Source organism: Dictyobacter aurantiacus (assembly GCF_003967515.1).
In the GTDB taxonomy this organism is placed as follows: domain Bacteria; phylum Chloroflexota; class Ktedonobacteria; order Ktedonobacterales; family Ktedonobacteraceae; genus Dictyobacter; species Dictyobacter aurantiacus.
Genome location: NZ_BIFQ01000001.1, coordinates 2,970,350 through 2,989,747, shown reverse-complemented (window position 1 = coordinate 2,989,747; position 19,398 = coordinate 2,970,350). Strand labels below are relative to the sequence as shown.

Sequence of the window (19,398 nt, the reverse complement as noted above, 5' to 3'; positions counted from 1 at the left end):
GCCGGCCTGGGGGCGCTGACGCCCCCACTCTATTCATGTGAAGTGACAGAACCCGCGTTGCGCGCCAGTGGCGCGCAACGCGGGTTCTGTCACTTCACATGAATAGAGTGTCTGACTCACATGATCATCGCCTGCGGTCTTCAAAAGGTTTTTCACCCGCAGCGCTCACACGTCCGTTTTGTGTTGGTGCAGAGGTTGGCTCCTGCTTCTGTGGGGCGGCATGGGTGGCGTGGCTGGCCTGGCGCATCTCACGCCGCGCATCCAACCGATGCTTGACATTGAGCATAGCGCGGTACGCCTGGTACACAAAGGGTTGATACACCAGGTCGTGCGTGGCCAGGGAGAGCATGGGTCGACCACCAAAGCCGCGCTTGAAGAGGTAGACTCCCCACATCTCCTGCCCCTCCTCTAGAATTTCAGGGATACCACGGAAGTTGTAATACAGACAACCGTGCTGCTTCGCCCACTGGATGCCGGTCCACTGCAGCAGATGGTTGGGCATCTTTTCGCGGTGCTCATTGGATGAGGCGCCATACATATAATAAGCCCAGGGACCCGCCAGCAAAAGGATAATGCCTGAGATGGGCTGCCCCTCGTATTCGGCCAGGAACAGCGCCGCCCGGTCCTGCTCCCCCAGCACACGCAGGATGTCGCTATAGAGCGCCTTGTCGTTGATGAAGAATTTATCACGCTCGCTGGTGGTCTCATAAATACGATAAAACGCGTCGATATCCGCCTGGCTCTCGCCACGACGAATAGTAATGCCCTTGCGACCGGCCAGGCGAATATTATAACGCCACTTCTCTTTCATGCCAGCCAGCAGAGTCTTTTCATCGGGTCGGATATCCAGCACCCACTCATTGCGGATATGCATGTGGGCGGGATTGACGCGGAAACCACGGCGCTTGAGGGCCGTCAGCCAGTTGAAGTTGTCCGCCTCGACGGATGGCTCGATCTTGAGCATAAAGGCATGGCGCTTGCGCGCCTCTACCTTGATGTAGTTGAGAAGAACCGTCATGGCGGGAGAGGCGGGATCATCGATCACCGGTCCACGAGGCGCGTAAAAATAGGTCTGCTTGAGGACCGGGACCCGCGATACGACCAGTAAGGTCGCAGCGCATAATTGGCCGGCGTCATCCAGCACCCCGATCCGCAACATCTCTTCCGCTCCCAGGTATGAGCCAAACTCCGCCCATTCATATGTCTGCGTCACATTGCAACAAACGGATGACATGACAAAGTCATTCCATTGTTGGCGATCATGAATAATCCGAGCTTCCATACGTCCTCTTCCAATAACCAATAAGGTTGTTTTTAGATCGTTTTTTGTTGCCTCTACGCTGCTTAATCGACATCCAATAAGACTTCTGGTATACCAGACTCCAGTCGGGCATGCTGCCGCTCTTTGTGGCGCTGCTCGCGACCCAGCTCAACCAGTCTGCGCCATGGCTTATAGATCAGTGGTTGGTAGACATAATCCTGGGTCGGCATGGTCAGGCGGGAGTAGCCGCCAAAGCCACGTTTATATTCGTACTCCTCCCATAAATCCTCACCCGGCACCAGTACGTCGGGAATAGAGCGGAAATCAAAGAAGTGGCATCCGCGCAGTTGCGCCCATTGCAGGGCGTGGTATTGGAGCAAATATCTCGCCAGTTGAGCGCTCTCCGTCTCCTGTTCCCCTGTAAACATATCCCAGCACCACTGACCGAAGCGTAAGATCATCTTCGCGGCCAGCAGTTGTCCATCCTGCTCAGCCAGTAAAATAGCGGCATCGTGGGAGTGGGAGGTGGCGAAGGCCTGCATCGTTTGCCTGTGATACTCTTTAGCGTGCACGAAGACATCGCTGCGCTCACTGGAGGCCTTGATCAGTTCATAGTAAGCATCGAAGTCTTGTGGCAGGCAGGCGGTACGCACCACCACCCCTTGCTGCTCCGCCTCACGAATACGGCTCTGCCAGTCCGGTAGAAATCTGGCATAGAGTTGCTCGGCGGAAGGTCGAATATCCAGTACCCACGATCGCCGCCCGTGCACCGAATTAGGATTGCTTAAGAATCCCACTTTATGGTACACCGCCAGCCAGGTATCAAGATTGGGATCGTCATCAGCGATATTGGGCTCAACGCGTAAGACAACCGCACGTTCGTGCTGCGCGATCATTGCTACATGCTTCATAAGCAGTGCCAGAGTAGAGACATCCATACGCTCCAGTACCGGCCCGCGTGCACAATATAGCCAGGTTGAGCGTAGTTTGGGTAATGGCAATGGAACCGTGGATACCGTCAGGAGCATGGTTCCAATCAGGCGTCCATCTTCCAGGACGCCCAGGCGGTAGATCTTTTCACCCAGTTCGCGGCCAAGCTCGCCCCACTCATAGGACTGCAAAAAATGCCCGTGGGGCTGACTCAGCACAAAGGTATTCCATTGCTTGCGATCGTGGATTTCCTGGATTGTGATACTCATGTGAGACTACAACGTTTCTAAGTACTCACTCCTCAAGAGGCTATAGACGCGAACACTGTGATATTTGCCGAAGCGCAGGATCATCTCACGCAGGGTTCCCTCGTATTTGAAGCCAGCCTTTTCGTCGGCGCGCCAACCACCGATATTCTCTTCCATATCCTGAGTCTGAATACGATTGAGGTTCAATTCTAAAAATCCATAACGCAGCATCAACCTGGTCGCCTCGGTCCCGAAACCCTTACCGTGCAGGTTGCGGTCCCCGATAATGACGTAAAATTCGGCGGTCTGATTCAGGACATTGATATCCTTGAGCCCCACCAGACCTACCAGGCGATTATCCTCTTTCAATGCCACGCCAAACAAAATATGTCGCGTATCTTTGTATAGATTGTCTAATCTTTCTCTACCGCGCGTATCGCTGGTAGGATAGACAGAAAAATAGCGGCGGATCTCTTCATCATTCATCCATGTTGAATAAAGATGATTATCCTGAGCCGGCTCCAGTGGCCGTAAATACAAGCGCTCCCCGACAATAAAGGGATTCTGCAAATTCGAAGTATCCTGGGTCATATTCTACGCTTCCCTTCTTCCAAGTTCGTCTTAATTTTCCCCGTAGGATTCCATGGGAAGTATAGCATAGGGGGTAGGGCGAGGCAATTTGCCGCCTGATTCGTAGGTCATTTGTATATCTAATCCATCCCCATCAACCTCCCACAAACACACGAAAAATACCTTCAATTTTGCAGAAGCAACGTGAATGGCAGGTGCCCGCGCTGAGCGCGGGCACCTGCCATTCACGTTGCTTCTGCAAAATTGAAGGTATTAATGCGAATATAGTGGTCTAAGATTGCCACCATGGTATGAACATGAACCTCTGACGCCGCCGGAATGCGAAAAGGTGTAATCTCTACACTGCTCAACATAGCCTGCCGTTGTCCCTTCCAAAGGTATCTATCAGATTAGACAGTGCTGATGCCCAGGTGCGCAGCAACCTGCGAGTCATAAACGGGGTAGACTTTTTCAAGTGGGGTAATTAAAGAGGAGTAGTCATTGGCCCGGACATGCAGGTACTGTTGGTGAGCAAACTCTGAGATATCTTCGATATCTATAATCCATTCTCTACTGTATTTAACAAGCACATCTCCGCGTAGTCCTAACTGGAGGGCTCGGCGCTCAAGCTTGTTGCCTTTGGGATCATGATCGGGATCCCACTGTAAGCGTACCGCTGAAGCTTTCAGGGCCTGTTTCCATGCGGCGCTACTTTTATAGATTTCTTCAATATAGCTTGAATGAACCGCTTGCGAAAGGACCTCGTCAAAAGCTGAGCGGCGTATGTGGATAGCGAGTACCACTTCCTGACCGGGTGAATTGGACCACTGGCTACGGTACATCATCCATAAAAAACCGGGCTTGATCCAGCTCATGCGCGAGAGCGAGAAGTCACCGCCAAAGTAGCCGTTGCGGGCGGCGAAATACCCTATCCCGGGCCTGTATGCCTGGTAAACAACGACAGACTCCTCATCATATTGGGCCAGAATGTGCCGGCCACTGGCTGGCCATTGCGTGCTCTGTCTGAGGTAGGGTTCAACGAGCAGACGCATCATGCGCCCCTTTCATTGGGTCAAGGATGTTCTATCCCCCATTTTCCAATGTTTTTACCATACGTATATAGTGACGTTGATAGAGGACGGTTTTCCGGGTACCAATATAGTGCTGCTGGGTGTACAGGTTTAACGCCGGCTCGTTTCCTTGCTCAACATTCAGGGCGACTTTGGAATAATGGTGCTGACGCGCTAGTTGCTCCGCAACGTGCAGCAGGCGCGTGCCGATTCCTCTGCGGCTCCAGTTCTTAAATACCGCGAGCCCATCAACATACCATTCATCCTCTTCAGACTCATGTTCGAGCCAGGGTCCGACGGCGGCGTTGAGCCGCGCCTCATCGCGGCCACCAAAACTCAAAACCAGTCCGACCACTTTTGCGTCCAGTTCGGCGACATGGATGTTTTGATAACTAAAACGATTGCCATCCTGGCGGAAATAGTTCTGTAAACGCTCAACCCATCCGTCCGCGTGTTCTTCTGGCAGGGGATAATCGAGTTGTGTATGCGTATACGCCGAGGAGAGCAGGAACGCTGCTATCTCGGCGTCGTCTGGCCGGGCTAGTCGGATCTGTATCGAGTCTCGCATCGTTCTCCTGAAGAGGGTTCTCATCAGTCTGTTTGATGACTGAACAATCTGTACCTGATCACTATACCACAAGGCGCGGGGCCGTTGCTGTCTCCTAACCGACAATTATCTGCCGTCTAACTACCGTGCAGCAGTTTTTGAAGCTGGTTAAGGGCATTGCTTGCGATGACGTCATCCGGGGTAGTAGCAGTGCGCAACTGGGCGACCTTCTGCAGAAAAATGTCGCGCTGATCGACGTTAAACAGCAGGCTGCTAATCTCGTAGGTCTTGCGGCCCAGCTTCAGGGGAAGGGGATGGGTAAAGCGCGCTAAGAGCTGTCCCTGGTCCGAGAAACAGGCGCTGATGCGTTTTTTACTGGCCTCATAGCGGGCACTGACCGGCATGGCAGCGGCCTGTACGTCGCGCGCGGGCTGAATATCCTGGATCGCGCTATACGGTATTCGCACATGCAAGCCACGACCATAGTTGAGTTGGATGTCCGTTTCCGTTAATCGATGCCTGGTGAATAAGACCGCAAGCATCATCTGCATGATGAAGACGCAGAGGGCCAGGTGCGCCAGGTTAATGGCCAGGCTGAGCCAGAGATTGTGGATCAGGAGGGCCACCAGCAAGGCCAGGCCCGCGCTTTCCGCCAGCAACACAAAGCCCAGCGAACATACGATGGTCAGGTAAGCCGTGCGGCGCGTGGTGTATGAAAAAGAGTGAGATACGTCATCCATGCGTAATATATCCCTTCATGCGATTACATTGCGCCTATAGTTTCCTGGTTGATCGATGGTGCCAGCAGGGCAAAAAAATGTCGCTGTGCCGGGGCCAGCGTTGCGTTCACCATGTCGCCGAACACATCCGCGAAGGGGGCCTCCAGCATCGGAGATTGCTGCGAGAGCAGGGTGAGATGCTGAATCAGTTCCCTGAACGCGGTATTGCGTAGACACTCCTCGGCCAGCTGCTGTACCTCAGGCGCGTCCTCGGCCAGGGCTTCCAGCGCCACAACACGATCATAAAACGGCAGCAAATACTCGAGCAGGTCATCGTGGGTGGCCAGCTGGCTAACCGCTTCCTGCACGCGCTCACTAAAAGCTTCTGGCCATTGAAAGTTCTGGATGGCAGACCAGATCTTCGCCTCCAACTGCACAGCCCGTGGACTGATCTGCGTCACGCGTTCACCCAGGACCTCCTTGACCCAGGCTACAGAGGCCGCCGTAGCGGGCTGGGTCACATCCAGGTGCGTATCCTCCTCCACCAGCAAGGCCCGAATGCGCTGGCGGCGCTGCTCCAGCGCGCTGATCTGTGCCACCAGCTCCTGGTCTAGAGCCCTCAACAGCTCGTGGAGAGGATGTTCCCGCGTCGGATCACCCAGGATCGTCTTGATCGTCTTCAGCGGTAAGCCATACGACTGTAGCTGGCGAATCTGCCGCAGACGCATAAGGTCCTGCGAGCTATAGAGCCGATAGCCCGCCTCGGTACGCTCCGGCTCCTGCAACAGATTAATCTTATGATAATGGCGAATCGTTTTTGTGCTTACACCCAGCAGCTGCGCCACTTCCCCTATGCGTAACAGCTTCCTCATTGGCTACCTCCCTGCCTGTACAAAAATACTATACAACCTTGCCCCAGGGGTAAGGTCAAGTATTGTTCTAGTCGTAGTCAACCAATGGCCCGTTTTGCGAAAAATAATTCTTTCATGATTACAATATGTAGATATATGTTAGAATGTATCTGATGAACAAGATAAGCACCCCCGCTCAGGTGTCCTCTTGTGCTGGGACGCGCGCGTATCCCAATAAGACGAGAGAAAGACCCATTCTTATTTTATGCTGATTGGCAGAGCCTGCTCACCAATCCAGAAGGCTGAAAGAGAAACTTGTCAATGAAGATGCATCCTTTTGACTTCAAGAGAACAATGCTGATCGGACTGGTGGCAGTCCTGCTGGCAGCGTCGATCTGGGTGGTCCAGTGGGCCGTAAAACCATCCAGCACGCCTGCTTCTGTCAGTGCAGCAACCACATTGAATCCGGTAGCATACGTCAATCCATTTATCGGCACGGCACCCGGCGGCAGCCACTTTGGTACGGTTGGCAATGGCGGCAACACGTTTCCTGGGGCCACCTATCCAATGGGTATGCTGCAGTGGAGTCCTGACACAATCTCAAGGCTTCCGGGTGGCTATAGCTATGGGGACCACACCATCAAAGGCTTCAGCCTGACACATTTTAGTGGTCGCGGCTGCATGGCATACCAGGATGTTCCCTTGATGCCTTATGTGGGAACAGTAACAGACTCGCCAGCCCTGAACGGTACGCTCTATAACTCTACCTTCTCCCATAGCTCCGAAGTGGCTCAGGCAGGCTATTATAAGGTACAGCTAGATAAGAACAACATCAAGGCGGAATTGACGGTGGCCGCGCTGACCGGCATGGGGCGGTTTACCTATCCCGCCTCTTCCTCTTCGACGATGTTGATCAACGCCGGTGGAAGCGCGATTCGTAATACAGCGGCCAGTGTGACTATTAACCCGGCCGCCAACGAGGTCAGCGGGAGCAGCACCAGCACCGTCGGCTGTGGATCACGGCATTATACCCTGTATTTCGTGGCGCAATTTGACCATACCTTCACGCGTTGGGGAACCTGGAACGATAAGACTGTTCAGGCGGGAAGTAAGGATAGCCAGGATGCACGTTCGGGAGCTTATGTGACCTTCGGCACCAACTATGTCCCGGTTCTACATGTGCGTGTGGGTATCTCCTATGTGAGTATCGCCAACGCACGGGCCAACCTGGTCGCTCAGCATCCTGGTTTTGATTTCAATGCTATGCGGGCGGCCGCCAGTCAGGCCTGGCGGCAGCAGCTAGGCGCGATCGCTATTCATGGTGGCAGTAGCGACGAAATGACAACATTTTATACCGCGCTCTACCATGTTCTGATTCACCCCAATCGCTTTAACGACGCTAACGGGCAATATCTGGGCTTTGATGGCCAGGTCCATACGGTGTCCGGTGGCCATATCCATTTTGAGAACATCGCGGCCTGGGACGAGTATCGCTCTCAGATCCGCCTGCTAGCGATTATCGCGCCGGACGCGACCAGCGATATCGCGCAATCGCTGGTCGATGACGCACTACAGGGCGATGGACATATTCCGCGCTGGGAACAGACGAATGTCGATTCACATGGAATGAGGGGAGACGGAGGATCGATCATTATCTCTGAGGCTGCCGCCTTCGGGGATACCGCTTTTGATACCGCAAGCGCCCTGACAGCCATGGTTAATGGGCAGGCAAAGGTACGAGAATACTTTCAGGATTACGCCACGCTCGGCTATGTGCCCGCTGATTGCAGCGAGTCGGCCGCCATCACGCAAGAATATAGCAACGCCGACTTTGCGATTGCTCAGTTTGCCCATAGCCTGGGCCAGCAGGATATATACCAGAGTATGCTCCAGAGCTCTCTCGGCTGGCGCCACCTCTTCAATCCCGCCACCGGCTATGTTCAGCCGCGCGCACGTGACGGTAGCTGGGCGCCCAATTTTGATCCCGCCCTCATGAATGGTTTTGTGGAAGGAAATTCGGCTCAGTATACCTGGATGGAGCCATTTGACCTGCCCTGGCTATTCAAGAGTATGGGAGGAAACAAGACCGTGGTACAACGTCTGGATACCTTCTTCACCCATGTGAATATAGGCCCAAATTATCCGGAAGCATTCATGGGTAATGAGCCCAGTCTAGAAGTGCCATGGGAGTATGATTTCGCGCAGGCACCCTCCCACACGCAGCAGGTTGTGCGTCGCATACAGCTACAGCTCTTCAATAATACACCCGGTGGCCTGCCGGGCAATGACGATGGTGGCGCGACCTCCTCCTGGTATGTCTTCTCAGCTCTGGGCTTGTATCCCGAAATACCAGGTGTGGGTGGTTTCGTGATCGGTAGTCCCCTGTTTCCGTCCGCCACAGTCCGACTCGCCGGAGGACACATCCTCACGATTAACGGCGGCGGCGCCAACGATCGCAACCCGTATGTGCAGAGCCTGGCGCTGAATGGCAACATGACAAGCCATCTCTGGCTACCATGGGACAGCGTTAAAAATGGGGCCACGCTCACATTTACGCTGGGGTCGCAACCAACCAGTTGGGGTACCGGCGCTAGCGACGCTCCATAATTCCCCGTTTGTAGATGTTGGTGCATGAGGTGGGAAGATGCGCACCTCATCATCAACACCTACATGACTCCTGAGCACCACAGGCGCGAAAGCTCAGGCGAATACACTACAGTGATCACATCGCGGGTCAGGTGGGATTATTAGGGGTGCGGAAGTCCATTGGTCGGCCAGGATATTTGCCGAAGCCGGCTCCTGGTCCCAGTTCCTCTTCGGGAAGAGAAAGGCGATTGGCTTTGCGCTCCAGGGCCAGACAAATGAGGTCAACCGCGCTATCCAGGTCGATAACGCTGGTGTTCAGGACCAGATCGTAGAGATGGGCATCGCTACTATTGGCGCGGTAATGGGCCTGCAGATAGCGTTCGCGATGGCGATCCTTCTGTAAGACACGATCACGCGCCAGGTCGTGGTTCAGACCTTCTCGCTGTACCACATAGGTAATGCGCTTCTCAAGTGGCGCGATAATGCGTACATGTAACACAGCACGGATATTCTCGAGAATCTTCTGCGATCCCCTCCCCACGATAACCGCATGGCCTTCGCGTGCTGCCGCCTGCACCACACTGACCAGCGCCTGGTGGTACCCTTCTTCTGATGTCTCCATGTTACTCGTATCTACCAGCAAAGCCGGATCGATTGAGCGCATGCTGGATAGGATACGTGATATGGTCCCCTGCGAATACTCGTCCTGCTGTTCGACTTCATATTCACTGACACCTAACATATGAGCAATGCGTACCACAAATTCATGATCAATCAATTGCCATTGTAATTTTTCGGCCAGGCGGCGGGCAATTTCACCACCGCCGCTCCCATATTCACGCGAGATGGTAATGGCGCGCATCTCTGTACCCGAAGTTGATTGACGGTTCATATGAATTCCTCCCATCATTCACGGGACATTGTACATATCATTCGAAATCCTTCTATCTTTATCACGGATAAGCACGTACTCAGAAGGACAATGCGAGTAGATCCAGCTCTGGGCGAATATTAGCACATCTGCTATACTTCTACTGCATCCTTAATATTGGAATATAATTATCTATTGCTGGCTGTACCGGTAGGGATTGCCGTCTATTGGAAGGGAACTACCTATATTGTCTCAACCAGGAGAACGCATCGAGACTACCCATGATGCTGAAAAAGAGCTTTTGACGCTGCGAGCCGACTGCCAGCAGTGCTTTGCGCTGTGCTGCGTTGTGCCGGCCTTTGCCGCCTCAGCCGATTTCGCCATCAATAAAAGGGCAGGGCATGCTTGTCCCCATCTGCAATCGGACTTTCGCTGCGGCATCCATACAACCCTCAGACAGCGAGGATTCCGGGGCTGCACCGTCTATGACTGCTTTGGAGCCGGACAGAAGGTCTCCCGGCTTACATTTGAGGGACACGACTGGCGCGCATCCCCACAGACAGCACAACAGATGTTCGCGGTCTTCCCGGTCATGCGCGACCTGCATGAACTGCTCTGGTATGTGACCACGGCATTGATATTGCCTGCAGCCGAACCACTTTATGCAGACCTTCGCCATGCCCAATCAGAGATCAAACACCTCACCCGGCATAGTCCAGAAGAGCTCCTGGCCCTGGACATGACTGCGTATCGACAGACTATCAATACCCTGCTCGTACGTGCCAGCGAACTTGTGCGCGCGGGTGTGCGCGGCAAGAAGAAAGATCATAGAGGGGCTGACCTCATCGGCGCACGACTCAAAGGATCTGACCTCAGAGGTGCCAATCTCAGGGGAGCATTGCTCATCGGGGCTGACCTGCGGAATGCCAATCTGAAGCTGGCCGATCTCACGGGTGCCGATCTCAGAGATGCCGATCTGCGGGGAGCCGACCTCAGCGAGAGCATCTTCCTCATTCAATCTCAACTGGAGGCGGCGAAAGGCGATAGCAAAACGAAGCTGCCATCGTCACTACGCTATCCGTGGCATTGGAGCAATGAGACGCAATAAAACTGGCCGGATCACGTACTCCAATTATGTGTGATCCGGCCAGTCAGGGAGATGGAACAGATATCCCGGCTACTGCATATCATTGATAAGCTGTGGCACAGTTACCAGGGTGAAGCCTCGCTGCTGCAGGCCAGCGATAATCTGTGGCAGGGCCGCCACAGTCTGCGAACGATCGCCACCACCATCGTGCATCAATACGATGTCACCATTGCCGGCGTTGTCCAGCACCGCGTGTACGATCGCGTCCGTCCCTGGACGGCTCCAATCCTGCGTATCGATGTTCCACAGCACAGGCGTCAGGTGCAGCTGCTGCGCCTGAGCCTTGACCGCCGTATTGATCGCCCCATAGGGCGGGCGGAAGAGGACGGGCGCGACCCCACTATCGCTCTGAATAACCTTATTAGTATCAACCAATTCATTCTGAATCATAGTATCAGAGGCTTGAGTGAGATCGGCATGATCCCAGGTATGGTTGCCCACAATATTGCCCTCGCGATTTTCCCGTGCCACCATCTCTGGATAATCGCGCGCGTTTTCGCCGACGCAGAAAAAGGTCGCGTGGACATGGTTGCTGCCCAGGATATCCAGGATCGGACCCGTGAAGACTGGATTGGGACCATCATCAAAGGTCAGGGCGATCTCAGGCTTTGTAGAGCTTCCTTGAAATATAACGCTTTGTGCTACTTCGGGCGCTGGCGTGGCCAGCTTATCATCAATAATTTTCACGGTCGCCGTTGACTGAACGGTCGGCGTTGGCGTCAATACAACTGCAGGCGTATTGCTGGCATAGGCAACAATCACTGATCCCCAGGTTGCCAGGCAGGCAACCAGAATACCGAGTAGCAAGAATATCTTTTTCATAAGCGTCCCCAAATCCATTCAGGCTATTTATTTTATAAACTTTTTTACAGGCAGTCATAGTAATCATATACATATGTATATTTTTCTTTGATGTAGATAGCATAAAACGAAAACGGCTGAGCTCAAATGAAGCAGGCCACTATTCAAAGATGAACTTGTTCACAATATTATACCGATTGCTGTTAGCAATGATTAAGATTTTCAGCTTGACAAAAACATTGACGTATCCTATTCTTTATTGTACGAGAAAGCCATTGGCGCCAAAATAGTTTCTTCTCTGCTGTACAGTGCTATAAAGCTATGTACAGCTTCTCACCCTGGATTGATTCAGTACCCACATTGATGTCTCGAAGATGAACTTCATGAGAGGGGGTCTACGTATGTCAGACCAATTTGGTACAATTACGGATCGTCTGGCCGACGTGATCCGGGTGATTACCTTTTCACGCCAGACGGGGACATTATTCGCCGAACACAATGGGCCTCAGGGTCCCGAAAAAGCTGTGGTACGCTTTTTAAGGGGCAAGATGATCGAGACGCAAGCTACCCCTCCCTATCAAGGCAAGGATGTACAGGCATGGCTAGAGGGTTGGGGATCGTGCCGCTTTCGCTTTGACCATAGCCTGGAACAGCCAAAAGAGCAGGAGAGCAAACCCGCGCCTACCGCTAAAGCCGCGCCCCGATCTGCGACACACGCTGAGAAACCGGCCACCTCCATCCCATCCCCGGTGACTCCACCTCCCGGAATCCCTATCAGGAACACCGATCCGATGCGGCGTATCAACCATCCCATAACCAATCCCGGCTTCCCTTTATGGGGAGGCGTGTCTCAGCAGCAAACAGACCCCTATCAGATTCCCGTCTCGTCTACCTCGATGCAGCGCGTTCCCCAGCGGCGCTCAAACAATAATGAGCAGAACCTGAGACAGCTCGAACAACATCGGCTATCGCGCGTACATCGACAGGTATTTCTCTTAGTTGATAACCGGCGCACACCACAGGAGCTTGGCCGCCTGACATCCCGTAGGCTGGATGAGATCTATGTGCTGCTTAGCGATCTAGAACGCGCCGGGCTGATTACCCTTTGACACATGTTCTCAATAGCCAAGCGCGATAATAAGGGTATTTTTCAGATCGGTTGAACCAGTTCGATGTATTGTGATGGTCAGTTGCCAGTTGCCGGCTGTGACAAAGTTCGCGCTGGTAGTGCGATAGAGACCCGGTGAGCCCTTCACAGGCTGAAGGGCCATATCCTGAACCCCCGTATCGATGTCCAGCATGGTGGCATGCACGCTCACGGTATAGATCGTGCGCACAGGCTGGCCATAGTGATCCTTCAAGCCAACTTCAATGGTATTGCGGCCCGGCTTGGCTGGCGAGAGTGCCAACGTATATTGCAGACCGCTGACCGTGCCCTTGTATACGGCTGCTCTGGGAGCAGGTGGGCTGACCACGGGCGCGGGACTTAAACTGGTCAGGAGACCTACGCTCACCAGCAGACAAATCCCCAGGATAGCTTCTGACCTGAGCAGGGTCTGCAAACGTCGTTGAAGCTTCTCCCCGGCCAGTGATGCCGCTCCTATGCGTCCACCCCGGCCAGGACCAGCTATGCTTAAGCGCGATCCTATACGCAACTGGTGATAGATAACCAGGGCGAACAAGAAAACGAAGAGACCCAGCTTGATCAGCAGAGCCTGGCCATAGCTACTGGTCCATAGCTGCGAAAACGACTTGAGCAGGACAGCGGCCTCCAATGTACCGGTAACCATGAGCACCACGATACTGACAATAATAAACAGTGAGAAGCGCGGAATAAGAGCGAGCAAGACACGACTGCGATCGGCCGTACCGGGTTTAAACTGGCGCAGGGCCAGAGGTAGTATAAACCCGGCCATCAACAAGCCACCTACCCAGAAGCTGGCCGCCAGCATATGCACGATATCCGAGGGAATCATAAACCAGAGGTCCTGCCGACCAGCGGCATGGGAAATGAGAGAGGTTGTGCACATGATGGAGACGCTGACGAGCAAGAGAAGTCCCCATAGCTCATTCAGCCTATAGCTGCGCGCATGAATGGCGCGCCGCCCGGCCAGCCAGATGATAAAGGCGACCAGCAATAAAATCAGGCGGAAAAACCAGACCACCCCGAAACGGCTTTTGAAGGCTACATTTGCCAGCGTCTGGTTGGCAAAAATTGCCCAGGGCATGGTCCCGCTGGCGACGCTGGCCTGGTAAAAAAGGTAGGCGATCGAACCGAAACTCACAATGAGCCAGGACCAGAACAAAAAGCTGGATGAACGCAGCATCATCACCTGCCGCACCTGCCTTGACTCGGGTCCCACATATTCAATCGAGGCATCTATCACAGGACGCCAGATCAGGAGCCAGAACAGCAGACCTCCCACCAATCCCGCCAGGCCAAGGTAGTTTAACCAGCGAACGCCAATTTCCCAGACATCAAAATCATTATCATCAATCGGATTCTGATTGGACGAGCCGGTAGAGGGGGTTGGCGCCTTACTACCGCCGACCTTAAAACTAAAGCTTCCCGTGACCGCGTGGCCATCGGCCTGCGAAACATTGTGGTACACCACCCGATAACCGCCATCGGGCAAACCTGCCAGCATCGAGACACGCACTGATGCCCCATCCGACCCCACCTGACTATCATGGCGATCGACGCGCTTATTCTGTTGATTATATACCTCTACCTGGCTAAACCTGGGCTCGATGCGCTCGGTAAACCAGACCTGCACCGCCACGGGAGGCTCACCGCTGGCCAGGTGCGCATTGGCGGCCGGATCGCTATGGCTATATTGGGCACCCGCAACCATAGCATGCGCCTGCGGTGACATGCAAAAAAAGAATAGGCAACCGATGATACAAAAGATAAAGCCTGCTCGCTTCACCAGCATGGAGGGAGGTTGACTCTGTGTACCCATATGACCTTCTTATTATTTATACCTGTATCATTACTATAACACGCCAGGGGCCGATGAGAAATGGGAATCAATTATTCTTCTGATTGGCGATTTCTTCTGTTGCGAGCTGGTGATGAAACAATGACAATGATGCCAGGAAAGAGCGTCGCGGCTAAAATAACCACTCCACCAAGGATAGTTCTCCCCGTTGGAATAGATCCCACCAGCAATATCCCAAATATAATCCCCCACACCGGTTCGAGACTGGCGATCAGGCTGGCGGTCTGGGCGGTCAGGGTACGCATGCTGGAGATAAAGAGGGTATGCGCCAGGGCGGTACAAACCACGCCGATCAGCAGCAACAGCAAGAGCTTTTGAGGAGTCCATAATACACCTGGTCCGACCCAAAAGAAAATGGGCAGAAGCACAACGGCGGCGGTGCCGTTCTGGTAGAAACTGATCATCAGACTGGAATAGGTACGCCCGAGCCAGAGGTTGGTGACGGAAAGCAAGGCGAAGGTAGCGCCAGACAACACGCCCCAGGCCACCCCGGCGGTCGTCGTATTCTGCAGGGTAAACGAAGGCACCAGCAGATAGATGCCACCCAGGATGCAGATGGCCGCGACGATCTGTACGCGGCTGGGACGTCGATGCAGCAGCAGAGGTTCCAGGGCAGCGGTAAAGAGGGGAAAGCTAGAATAAGAGAGCAGGCCAATGGCGACATTGGAAACATTGATGGATTGAAAGAAAGCGGTCCAGTGCAGCGCCAGCAGCACGCCCTGCCCCAGCAAGAGCAGACCGTCGCGGGCTCGCTTCGGACGCAACGAACTATGCTGGAACCAGCAGGCCAGCAAAAGCACTATGCCCGCCAAGGACGCTCGCCCAAAAACGATCAGAGGAGCCGGAAGGTTGCTGAGCTTGCCGAGCACGCCGGCCAGCCCAAAGAAGAGGACCGCTATATTGGCCAGCAGTAGTCCCCTCAGGGGCTTTAATAACTCGAACTGCCAGATTCCTTCTCTATTCTTCATGTATTTTTACCTCAGGATGTGCTTGCAAACCATGGTTTCGCGCCTTCGGCGCTCAATTGGTTTGTATGAGGTGGCGCAACGCCATGGGTAGGTGCGAATGCACCTACCCATGGCGTTGCACCACCTCATACAAACTGGTGTTTACTAGTCTAGCATACGCAGCGATTTTATTCCTCTGTATATAGTAAGAAGAGAGGCCAGCTCTATCCAGGTGAGGGGTGTCATTCATTTTTTGCAAAAGAAAACCGCGACAAGAAAAAAGAAACCATGTAGGTGTCGGGCTTGCCCCGACTTTGTCGCGACGCGACCGGCTCCCGGGCGAGCACGTCCACCACAAGTGATATCGTTCCCTGCGAGTACCGATAGCAAAGGCTCGATGACAGGGATAGGGATCGTTGCCGGTAAACGAAGGCTGTAGATGATGGGAAAAAGAATAGTGGATCGCCACAGCATCCTGCGCGGCGGTATGGCTTTGCTCAATAGCGTGAATGCACTGCCCACCACGCATACCATGGCCGGCGCACAGGTAGCGCTACTCTGGAATGAGGCGCTCCTGCAGGCCATTCGCGTCAGCAGGCCGGCCGCCACGATCACAGCCCGAGCACTGGCTATCGTGCATACCTGTATGTATGACGCCTGGTCCGCCTACCATGCGCGGGCCAGCAGTACCTGCTGCGCCAGCCGGTTGCGCCGTCCCGAACACGAACACACCCCGACCAATAAAGAAGAGGCCATCAGCTACGCGGCCTACCAGGCCCTGCAAAGTCTCTTCCCCGAGCAAGAGCGGCAATTTCGTACGCTCATGGGTCAACTGGGATACTCGACGCTGGATCAGTCCAGCAATGCCAGCACGCCTGCTGGCATCGGCAACCTGGTGGCGCGTCTGATACTGGACATGCGGCATCACGACGGAGCGCAGCAGCCGAACGACATCCAGGCTGGGGCTTATGCTGACCACAGCAGCTACCAGCCCACAAATACACCAGACCAGATCCGCGATCCCAACTCCTGGCAACCGCTGCGTATACCGGGAGTGGGACAGGAGGCGAGCATACAAAGATATGTCACGCCGCATTGGGGACGTGTCAGGCCGTTCGCCTTTCCCCACGGTTCGCTGCTGCGCCCCTCTGTGCCACCGGCCACCATCTACACCTCGCGCTACGCTACGCAAGCCAACCAGATCCTGGAGATCAGCGCCAACCTCAACGATACCCAGAAAACGATCGTTGAATACTGGCAGGATGGTCCAGCCCACGAGCAGATAGCCGGCCACTGGTTTCTGATCGCACGCTATGTGGTACGGCGCGATCTCTATGGCCTGGATAATGCCATCAAGCTGTTTTTTGTACTGGGCAACGCCTTGCTGGACGCCAGCATCGTTTGCTGGGATACCAAGCGGGCCTATAATGCCGAGCGTCCGATCACGGCGATCCACTATCTGTACGCTGACCGCCCGGTGCAGGCCTGGGGCGGTCCCCACCAGGGGAAGGGGCTGATCAAGGGGAGCGATTGGCATCCCTACCAACCGGCAACCTGCCCTACGCCAGCCTCACCCGAATACTGCTCAGAACATAGCGCCTTCAGCGCTGCCGCCGCCTGCATCCTCAACTTTTTTACCCACAGCGACTACTTTGGAGGCATCTACACACGAAGAGTGGGCGGTTCCTCGATCGAACCGGGAACCACCCCGCAAACGGAGATCACTCTCAGATGGAAAACCTTCAGCGAGGCGGCCTGCGAAGCGGGCAGGTCACGCCTCTATGCCGGTACGCATTTTGAGCAAGGAGATATCGCTGGTCGCGCCCTGGGCCATACCGTCGGTAAGCTGGCCTGGCAACGTGCCCAACGCTATATCAATGGCAGCATATAACATGAATTGTTACGGCTTGCGCTCTTCGGTCAGCTCTTTTTCCGTGAATCCAAGCGTGTGATGCACGATGTACAGGGGGCGAGCGCGTACCTCATCATAGATGCGACCCAGATATTCGCCAATGATTCCCAGGAAGATCAACTGTACGCCGCCCAGGAACAGTACCAGGATCAAGGTCGAGGCCTGGCCAACGATGGCCCCGGTAATCAGGCGTAAGAAGATGGCCACCAGGATGCCCAGCAAGCTGATCCCCGCCAGGACAAATCCGAAAGTGGTAGCGAGTTGAAGAGGGAGATGGCTGAAGCTGGTGATCGCATCCAGGGAAAAGCTGATCATTTTCTTGAGCGGATACTTGGTGCTGCCCGCGTAACGCTCATGGCGATGATAGAGGACCGCCTCCTGGCGAAAGCCGACCCAGGCGGAGAGGCCGCGCATAAAGCGATGATGCTCACGCATCTGGATCAGGGACAGCACTACGGCGCGATCCATCAGACGAAAATCACCCACGTTACGAGGAATATGCACTGAAGTGATGCGATCGATCAATTGATAGAAAAGCGAGGCCGTAACCAGCTTAAACCTGGTCTCACCCACGCGGGACGCTCGCTGGGCATAGACCACCTCGGCACCATCTTTCCAGCGCGCGATCAGGTCCAGAATCACCTCTGGCGGATCCTGCAAGTCTGAATCAATGACGACCACAGCTTTTCCTTGCGCGTAGTCCAGGCCCGCTGAAATAGCGATCTGATGACCAAAGTTGCGCGAGAAATCAATGATGCGCACACGCGGATCCTGATCATGCAATTCCTGCATAACCCTGTAAGATCTATCCCTGCTGCCATCATTGATCAAGATCAGTTCAAACGGCTCATCCAGGGTCTCCATCACCTGGACGATGCGTGCATAAAAGTGAGGAAGCGTCTCCTCCTCATTGAAGACTGGAGCCACAATAGAATAAACAGGCTGGGTAAGAGCCTTCGCTATCCTATCTTCCTGTGGTGCAATCATCACGCGTTCTCCTCTTCAGGCTGTCTGTCGAAAAACCAGAGTATTCATTGTAAAGAAGTTTACCAGAGAAGCCATACCTCTGCCTAGTGCTGAGGCCAGCAAAGCTGGGTATTGGGGCACTTGAGCGCCCCCGCACAGGCGTCCGCATGCGCGGCCGCACTGATTTTTGATGTTGATGCAACAGGTGCGTTAGTGCGCACCTGTTGCATCAACATCTGACAGATTCCTGAGCACCGTAGGTGCGAAAACCCAGAGATTTTCAGGGTAATGATTGGGTAGGATGATATACTATAAGCCTTGATGATGAACCGCACATAGCTCCATCAGTAAAGGATCGTAAGGATGGCTAAAAAAGTACGCACACAGTCAATGCGGGTTCTGGATGCCCATAAGATCACCTATATCGTCCACCAGTTTCCCGATACCATTCACAATGCCGAGGAGGTGGCCTCCAGGATCGGATTGCCGCCCTCTCAGGTGTTTAAGACGCTGGTGGTGCTGCGCGAAAATGAGCCCAATGCCCATCCATTGCTGGTGATGGTACCGGCCAACCACGAGCTCGATCTGCGCCATTTCGCCCATGAGATCGGCGTCAAGGCTGTGCGCATGGCGGGGCACGACCAGGCCGAAAAATTGACCGGCCTCAAAGTTGGCGGCATCTCGGCCCTGGCCCTGCTCAATCGCCCCTTCGACGTCTACATCGACGAGAGCGCCACCCACTTCGATGAGATCGCCATCAGCGCCGGCCAGCGCGGCGTCAACCTCCAACTCAAGGTCAACGACATCATCAACCTCACCTCCGCCACCCCCATCTCCACCACCGCATAACCCTGGCACGAGGCCGCTTCGCGGCACAGCCGGCGCAAGCCCGGCACCTACGAGGGCGTGGGGGATGTAAGGTTATTGTAATGAATACACTAAGGTGTTGAGGACGACTCCGGCCCTTTCT

The 19,398-nt window shown here is 54.3% G+C and carries 18 protein-coding genes; 5 read left to right on the top strand and 13 right to left on the bottom strand.

Translation table 11 applies throughout. The annotated features are described in order from the left end of the window. Positions 1 to 124: 124 nt before the first annotated feature. The 8 genes from KTT_RS12040 to KTT_RS12005 form a co-directional block, all read right to left on the bottom strand. Complete coding sequence (locus tag KTT_RS12040; protein ID WP_126596204.1) at positions 125 to 1,282, bottom strand: lipid II:glycine glycyltransferase FemX; 1,158 nt, start codon at positions 1,280 to 1,282, stop codon at positions 125 to 127. A gap of 62 nt (positions 1,283 to 1,344) precedes the next feature. Next, positions 1,345 to 2,460, bottom strand: coding sequence for a lipid II:glycine glycyltransferase FemX (locus tag KTT_RS12035; RefSeq protein ID WP_126596203.1), 1,116 nt, complete (start codon positions 2,458 to 2,460; stop codon positions 1,345 to 1,347). 6 nt (positions 2,461 to 2,466) lie between these two features. Further along, entirely contained in the window at positions 2,467 to 3,030 is a 564-nt protein-coding gene (locus KTT_RS12030) for a GNAT family N-acetyltransferase (RefSeq protein WP_126596202.1), read from the bottom strand. Between the two features lie 252 nt (positions 3,031 to 3,282). Next, positions 3,283 to 3,405, bottom strand: a complete 123-nt coding sequence (locus tag KTT_RS37970; RefSeq protein WP_503826467.1) for a DUF3761 domain-containing protein — start codon at positions 3,403 to 3,405, stop codon at positions 3,283 to 3,285. 14 nt (positions 3,406 to 3,419) lie between these two features. Further along, the gene (locus tag KTT_RS12020; RefSeq protein ID WP_126599561.1) at positions 3,420 to 4,061 is read right to left on the bottom strand and encodes a DUF4291 domain-containing protein; all 642 of its coding nucleotides are present in this window, start codon (positions 4,059 to 4,061) and stop codon (positions 3,420 to 3,422) included. Positions 4,062 to 4,092: 31 nt separating this feature from the next. Beyond that, a complete protein-coding gene (locus KTT_RS12015; protein ID WP_160145814.1) occupies positions 4,093 to 4,647 on the bottom strand; it encodes a GNAT family N-acetyltransferase in 555 nt (184 codons plus the stop codon). Positions 4,648 to 4,763: 116 nt separating this feature from the next. Continuing rightward, entirely contained in the window at positions 4,764 to 5,366 is a 603-nt protein-coding gene (locus KTT_RS12010; RefSeq protein WP_126596200.1) for a hypothetical protein, read from the bottom strand. Between the two features lie 23 nt (positions 5,367 to 5,389). Further along, positions 5,390 to 6,217, bottom strand: a complete 828-nt coding sequence (locus tag KTT_RS12005) for a MerR family transcriptional regulator (protein ID WP_126596199.1) — start codon at positions 6,215 to 6,217, stop codon at positions 5,390 to 5,392. Between the two features lie 300 nt (positions 6,218 to 6,517). Between KTT_RS12005 and KTT_RS12000 the strand changes: the two genes are divergently transcribed. After that, positions 6,518 to 8,803, top strand: a complete 2,286-nt coding sequence (locus KTT_RS12000) for a GH92 family glycosyl hydrolase (RefSeq protein WP_126596198.1) — start codon at positions 6,518 to 6,520, stop codon at positions 8,801 to 8,803. Positions 8,804 to 8,930: 127 nt separating this feature from the next. On the opposite strand, the gene KTT_RS11995 is transcribed toward KTT_RS12000, so the two are convergent. Then, complete coding sequence (locus tag KTT_RS11995; RefSeq protein WP_126596197.1) at positions 8,931 to 9,674, bottom strand: cytidylate kinase-like family protein; 744 nt, start codon at positions 9,672 to 9,674, stop codon at positions 8,931 to 8,933. A gap of 226 nt (positions 9,675 to 9,900) precedes the next feature. On the opposite strand from KTT_RS11995, the gene KTT_RS11990 reads away from it, so the two are divergent. Next, a complete protein-coding gene (locus tag KTT_RS11990) occupies positions 9,901 to 10,761 on the top strand; it encodes a pentapeptide repeat-containing protein (RefSeq protein ID WP_235845684.1) in 861 nt (286 codons plus the stop codon). Between the two features lie 69 nt (positions 10,762 to 10,830). Here KTT_RS11990 and KTT_RS11985 read toward each other — a convergent pair whose 3' ends face one another. Further along, positions 10,831 to 11,622, bottom strand: a complete 792-nt coding sequence (locus KTT_RS11985; RefSeq protein ID WP_160145813.1) for a polysaccharide deacetylase family protein — start codon at positions 11,620 to 11,622, stop codon at positions 10,831 to 10,833. Positions 11,623 to 12,002: 380 nt separating this feature from the next. On the opposite strand from KTT_RS11985, the gene KTT_RS11980 reads away from it, so the two are divergent. Continuing rightward, complete coding sequence (locus KTT_RS11980) at positions 12,003 to 12,710, top strand: DUF4388 domain-containing protein (protein ID WP_126596195.1); 708 nt, start codon at positions 12,003 to 12,005, stop codon at positions 12,708 to 12,710. A 9-nt stretch (positions 12,711 to 12,719) separates the two neighbouring features. On the opposite strand, the gene KTT_RS11975 is transcribed toward KTT_RS11980, so the two are convergent. Next, the gene (locus tag KTT_RS11975) at positions 12,720 to 14,564 is read right to left on the bottom strand and encodes a copper resistance protein CopC (RefSeq protein WP_126596194.1); all 1,845 of its coding nucleotides are present in this window, start codon (positions 14,562 to 14,564) and stop codon (positions 12,720 to 12,722) included. A gap of 71 nt (positions 14,565 to 14,635) precedes the next feature. Next, on the bottom strand, positions 14,636 to 15,571 hold the full coding sequence (locus tag KTT_RS11970) for a DMT family transporter (protein WP_126596193.1): 936 nt from the start codon (positions 15,569 to 15,571) through the stop codon (positions 14,636 to 14,638). A 418-nt stretch (positions 15,572 to 15,989) separates the two neighbouring features. Between KTT_RS11970 and KTT_RS11965 the strand changes: the two genes are divergently transcribed. Continuing rightward, positions 15,990 to 17,441, top strand: coding sequence for a vanadium-dependent haloperoxidase (locus tag KTT_RS11965; RefSeq protein WP_126596192.1), 1,452 nt, complete (start codon positions 15,990 to 15,992; stop codon positions 17,439 to 17,441). A 9-nt stretch (positions 17,442 to 17,450) separates the two neighbouring features. On the opposite strand, the gene KTT_RS11960 is transcribed toward KTT_RS11965, so the two are convergent. After that, positions 17,451 to 18,449 (bottom strand): glycosyltransferase family 2 protein, encoded by a 999-nt coding sequence (locus KTT_RS11960; protein ID WP_126596191.1) that lies wholly within the window; start codon positions 18,447 to 18,449, stop codon positions 17,451 to 17,453. Between the two features lie 342 nt (positions 18,450 to 18,791). Between KTT_RS11960 and KTT_RS11955 the strand changes: the two genes are divergently transcribed. Beyond that, a complete protein-coding gene (locus KTT_RS11955) occupies positions 18,792 to 19,277 on the top strand; it encodes a YbaK/EbsC family protein (RefSeq protein ID WP_126596190.1) in 486 nt (161 codons plus the stop codon). Positions 19,278 to 19,398: the final 121 nt, after the last annotated feature.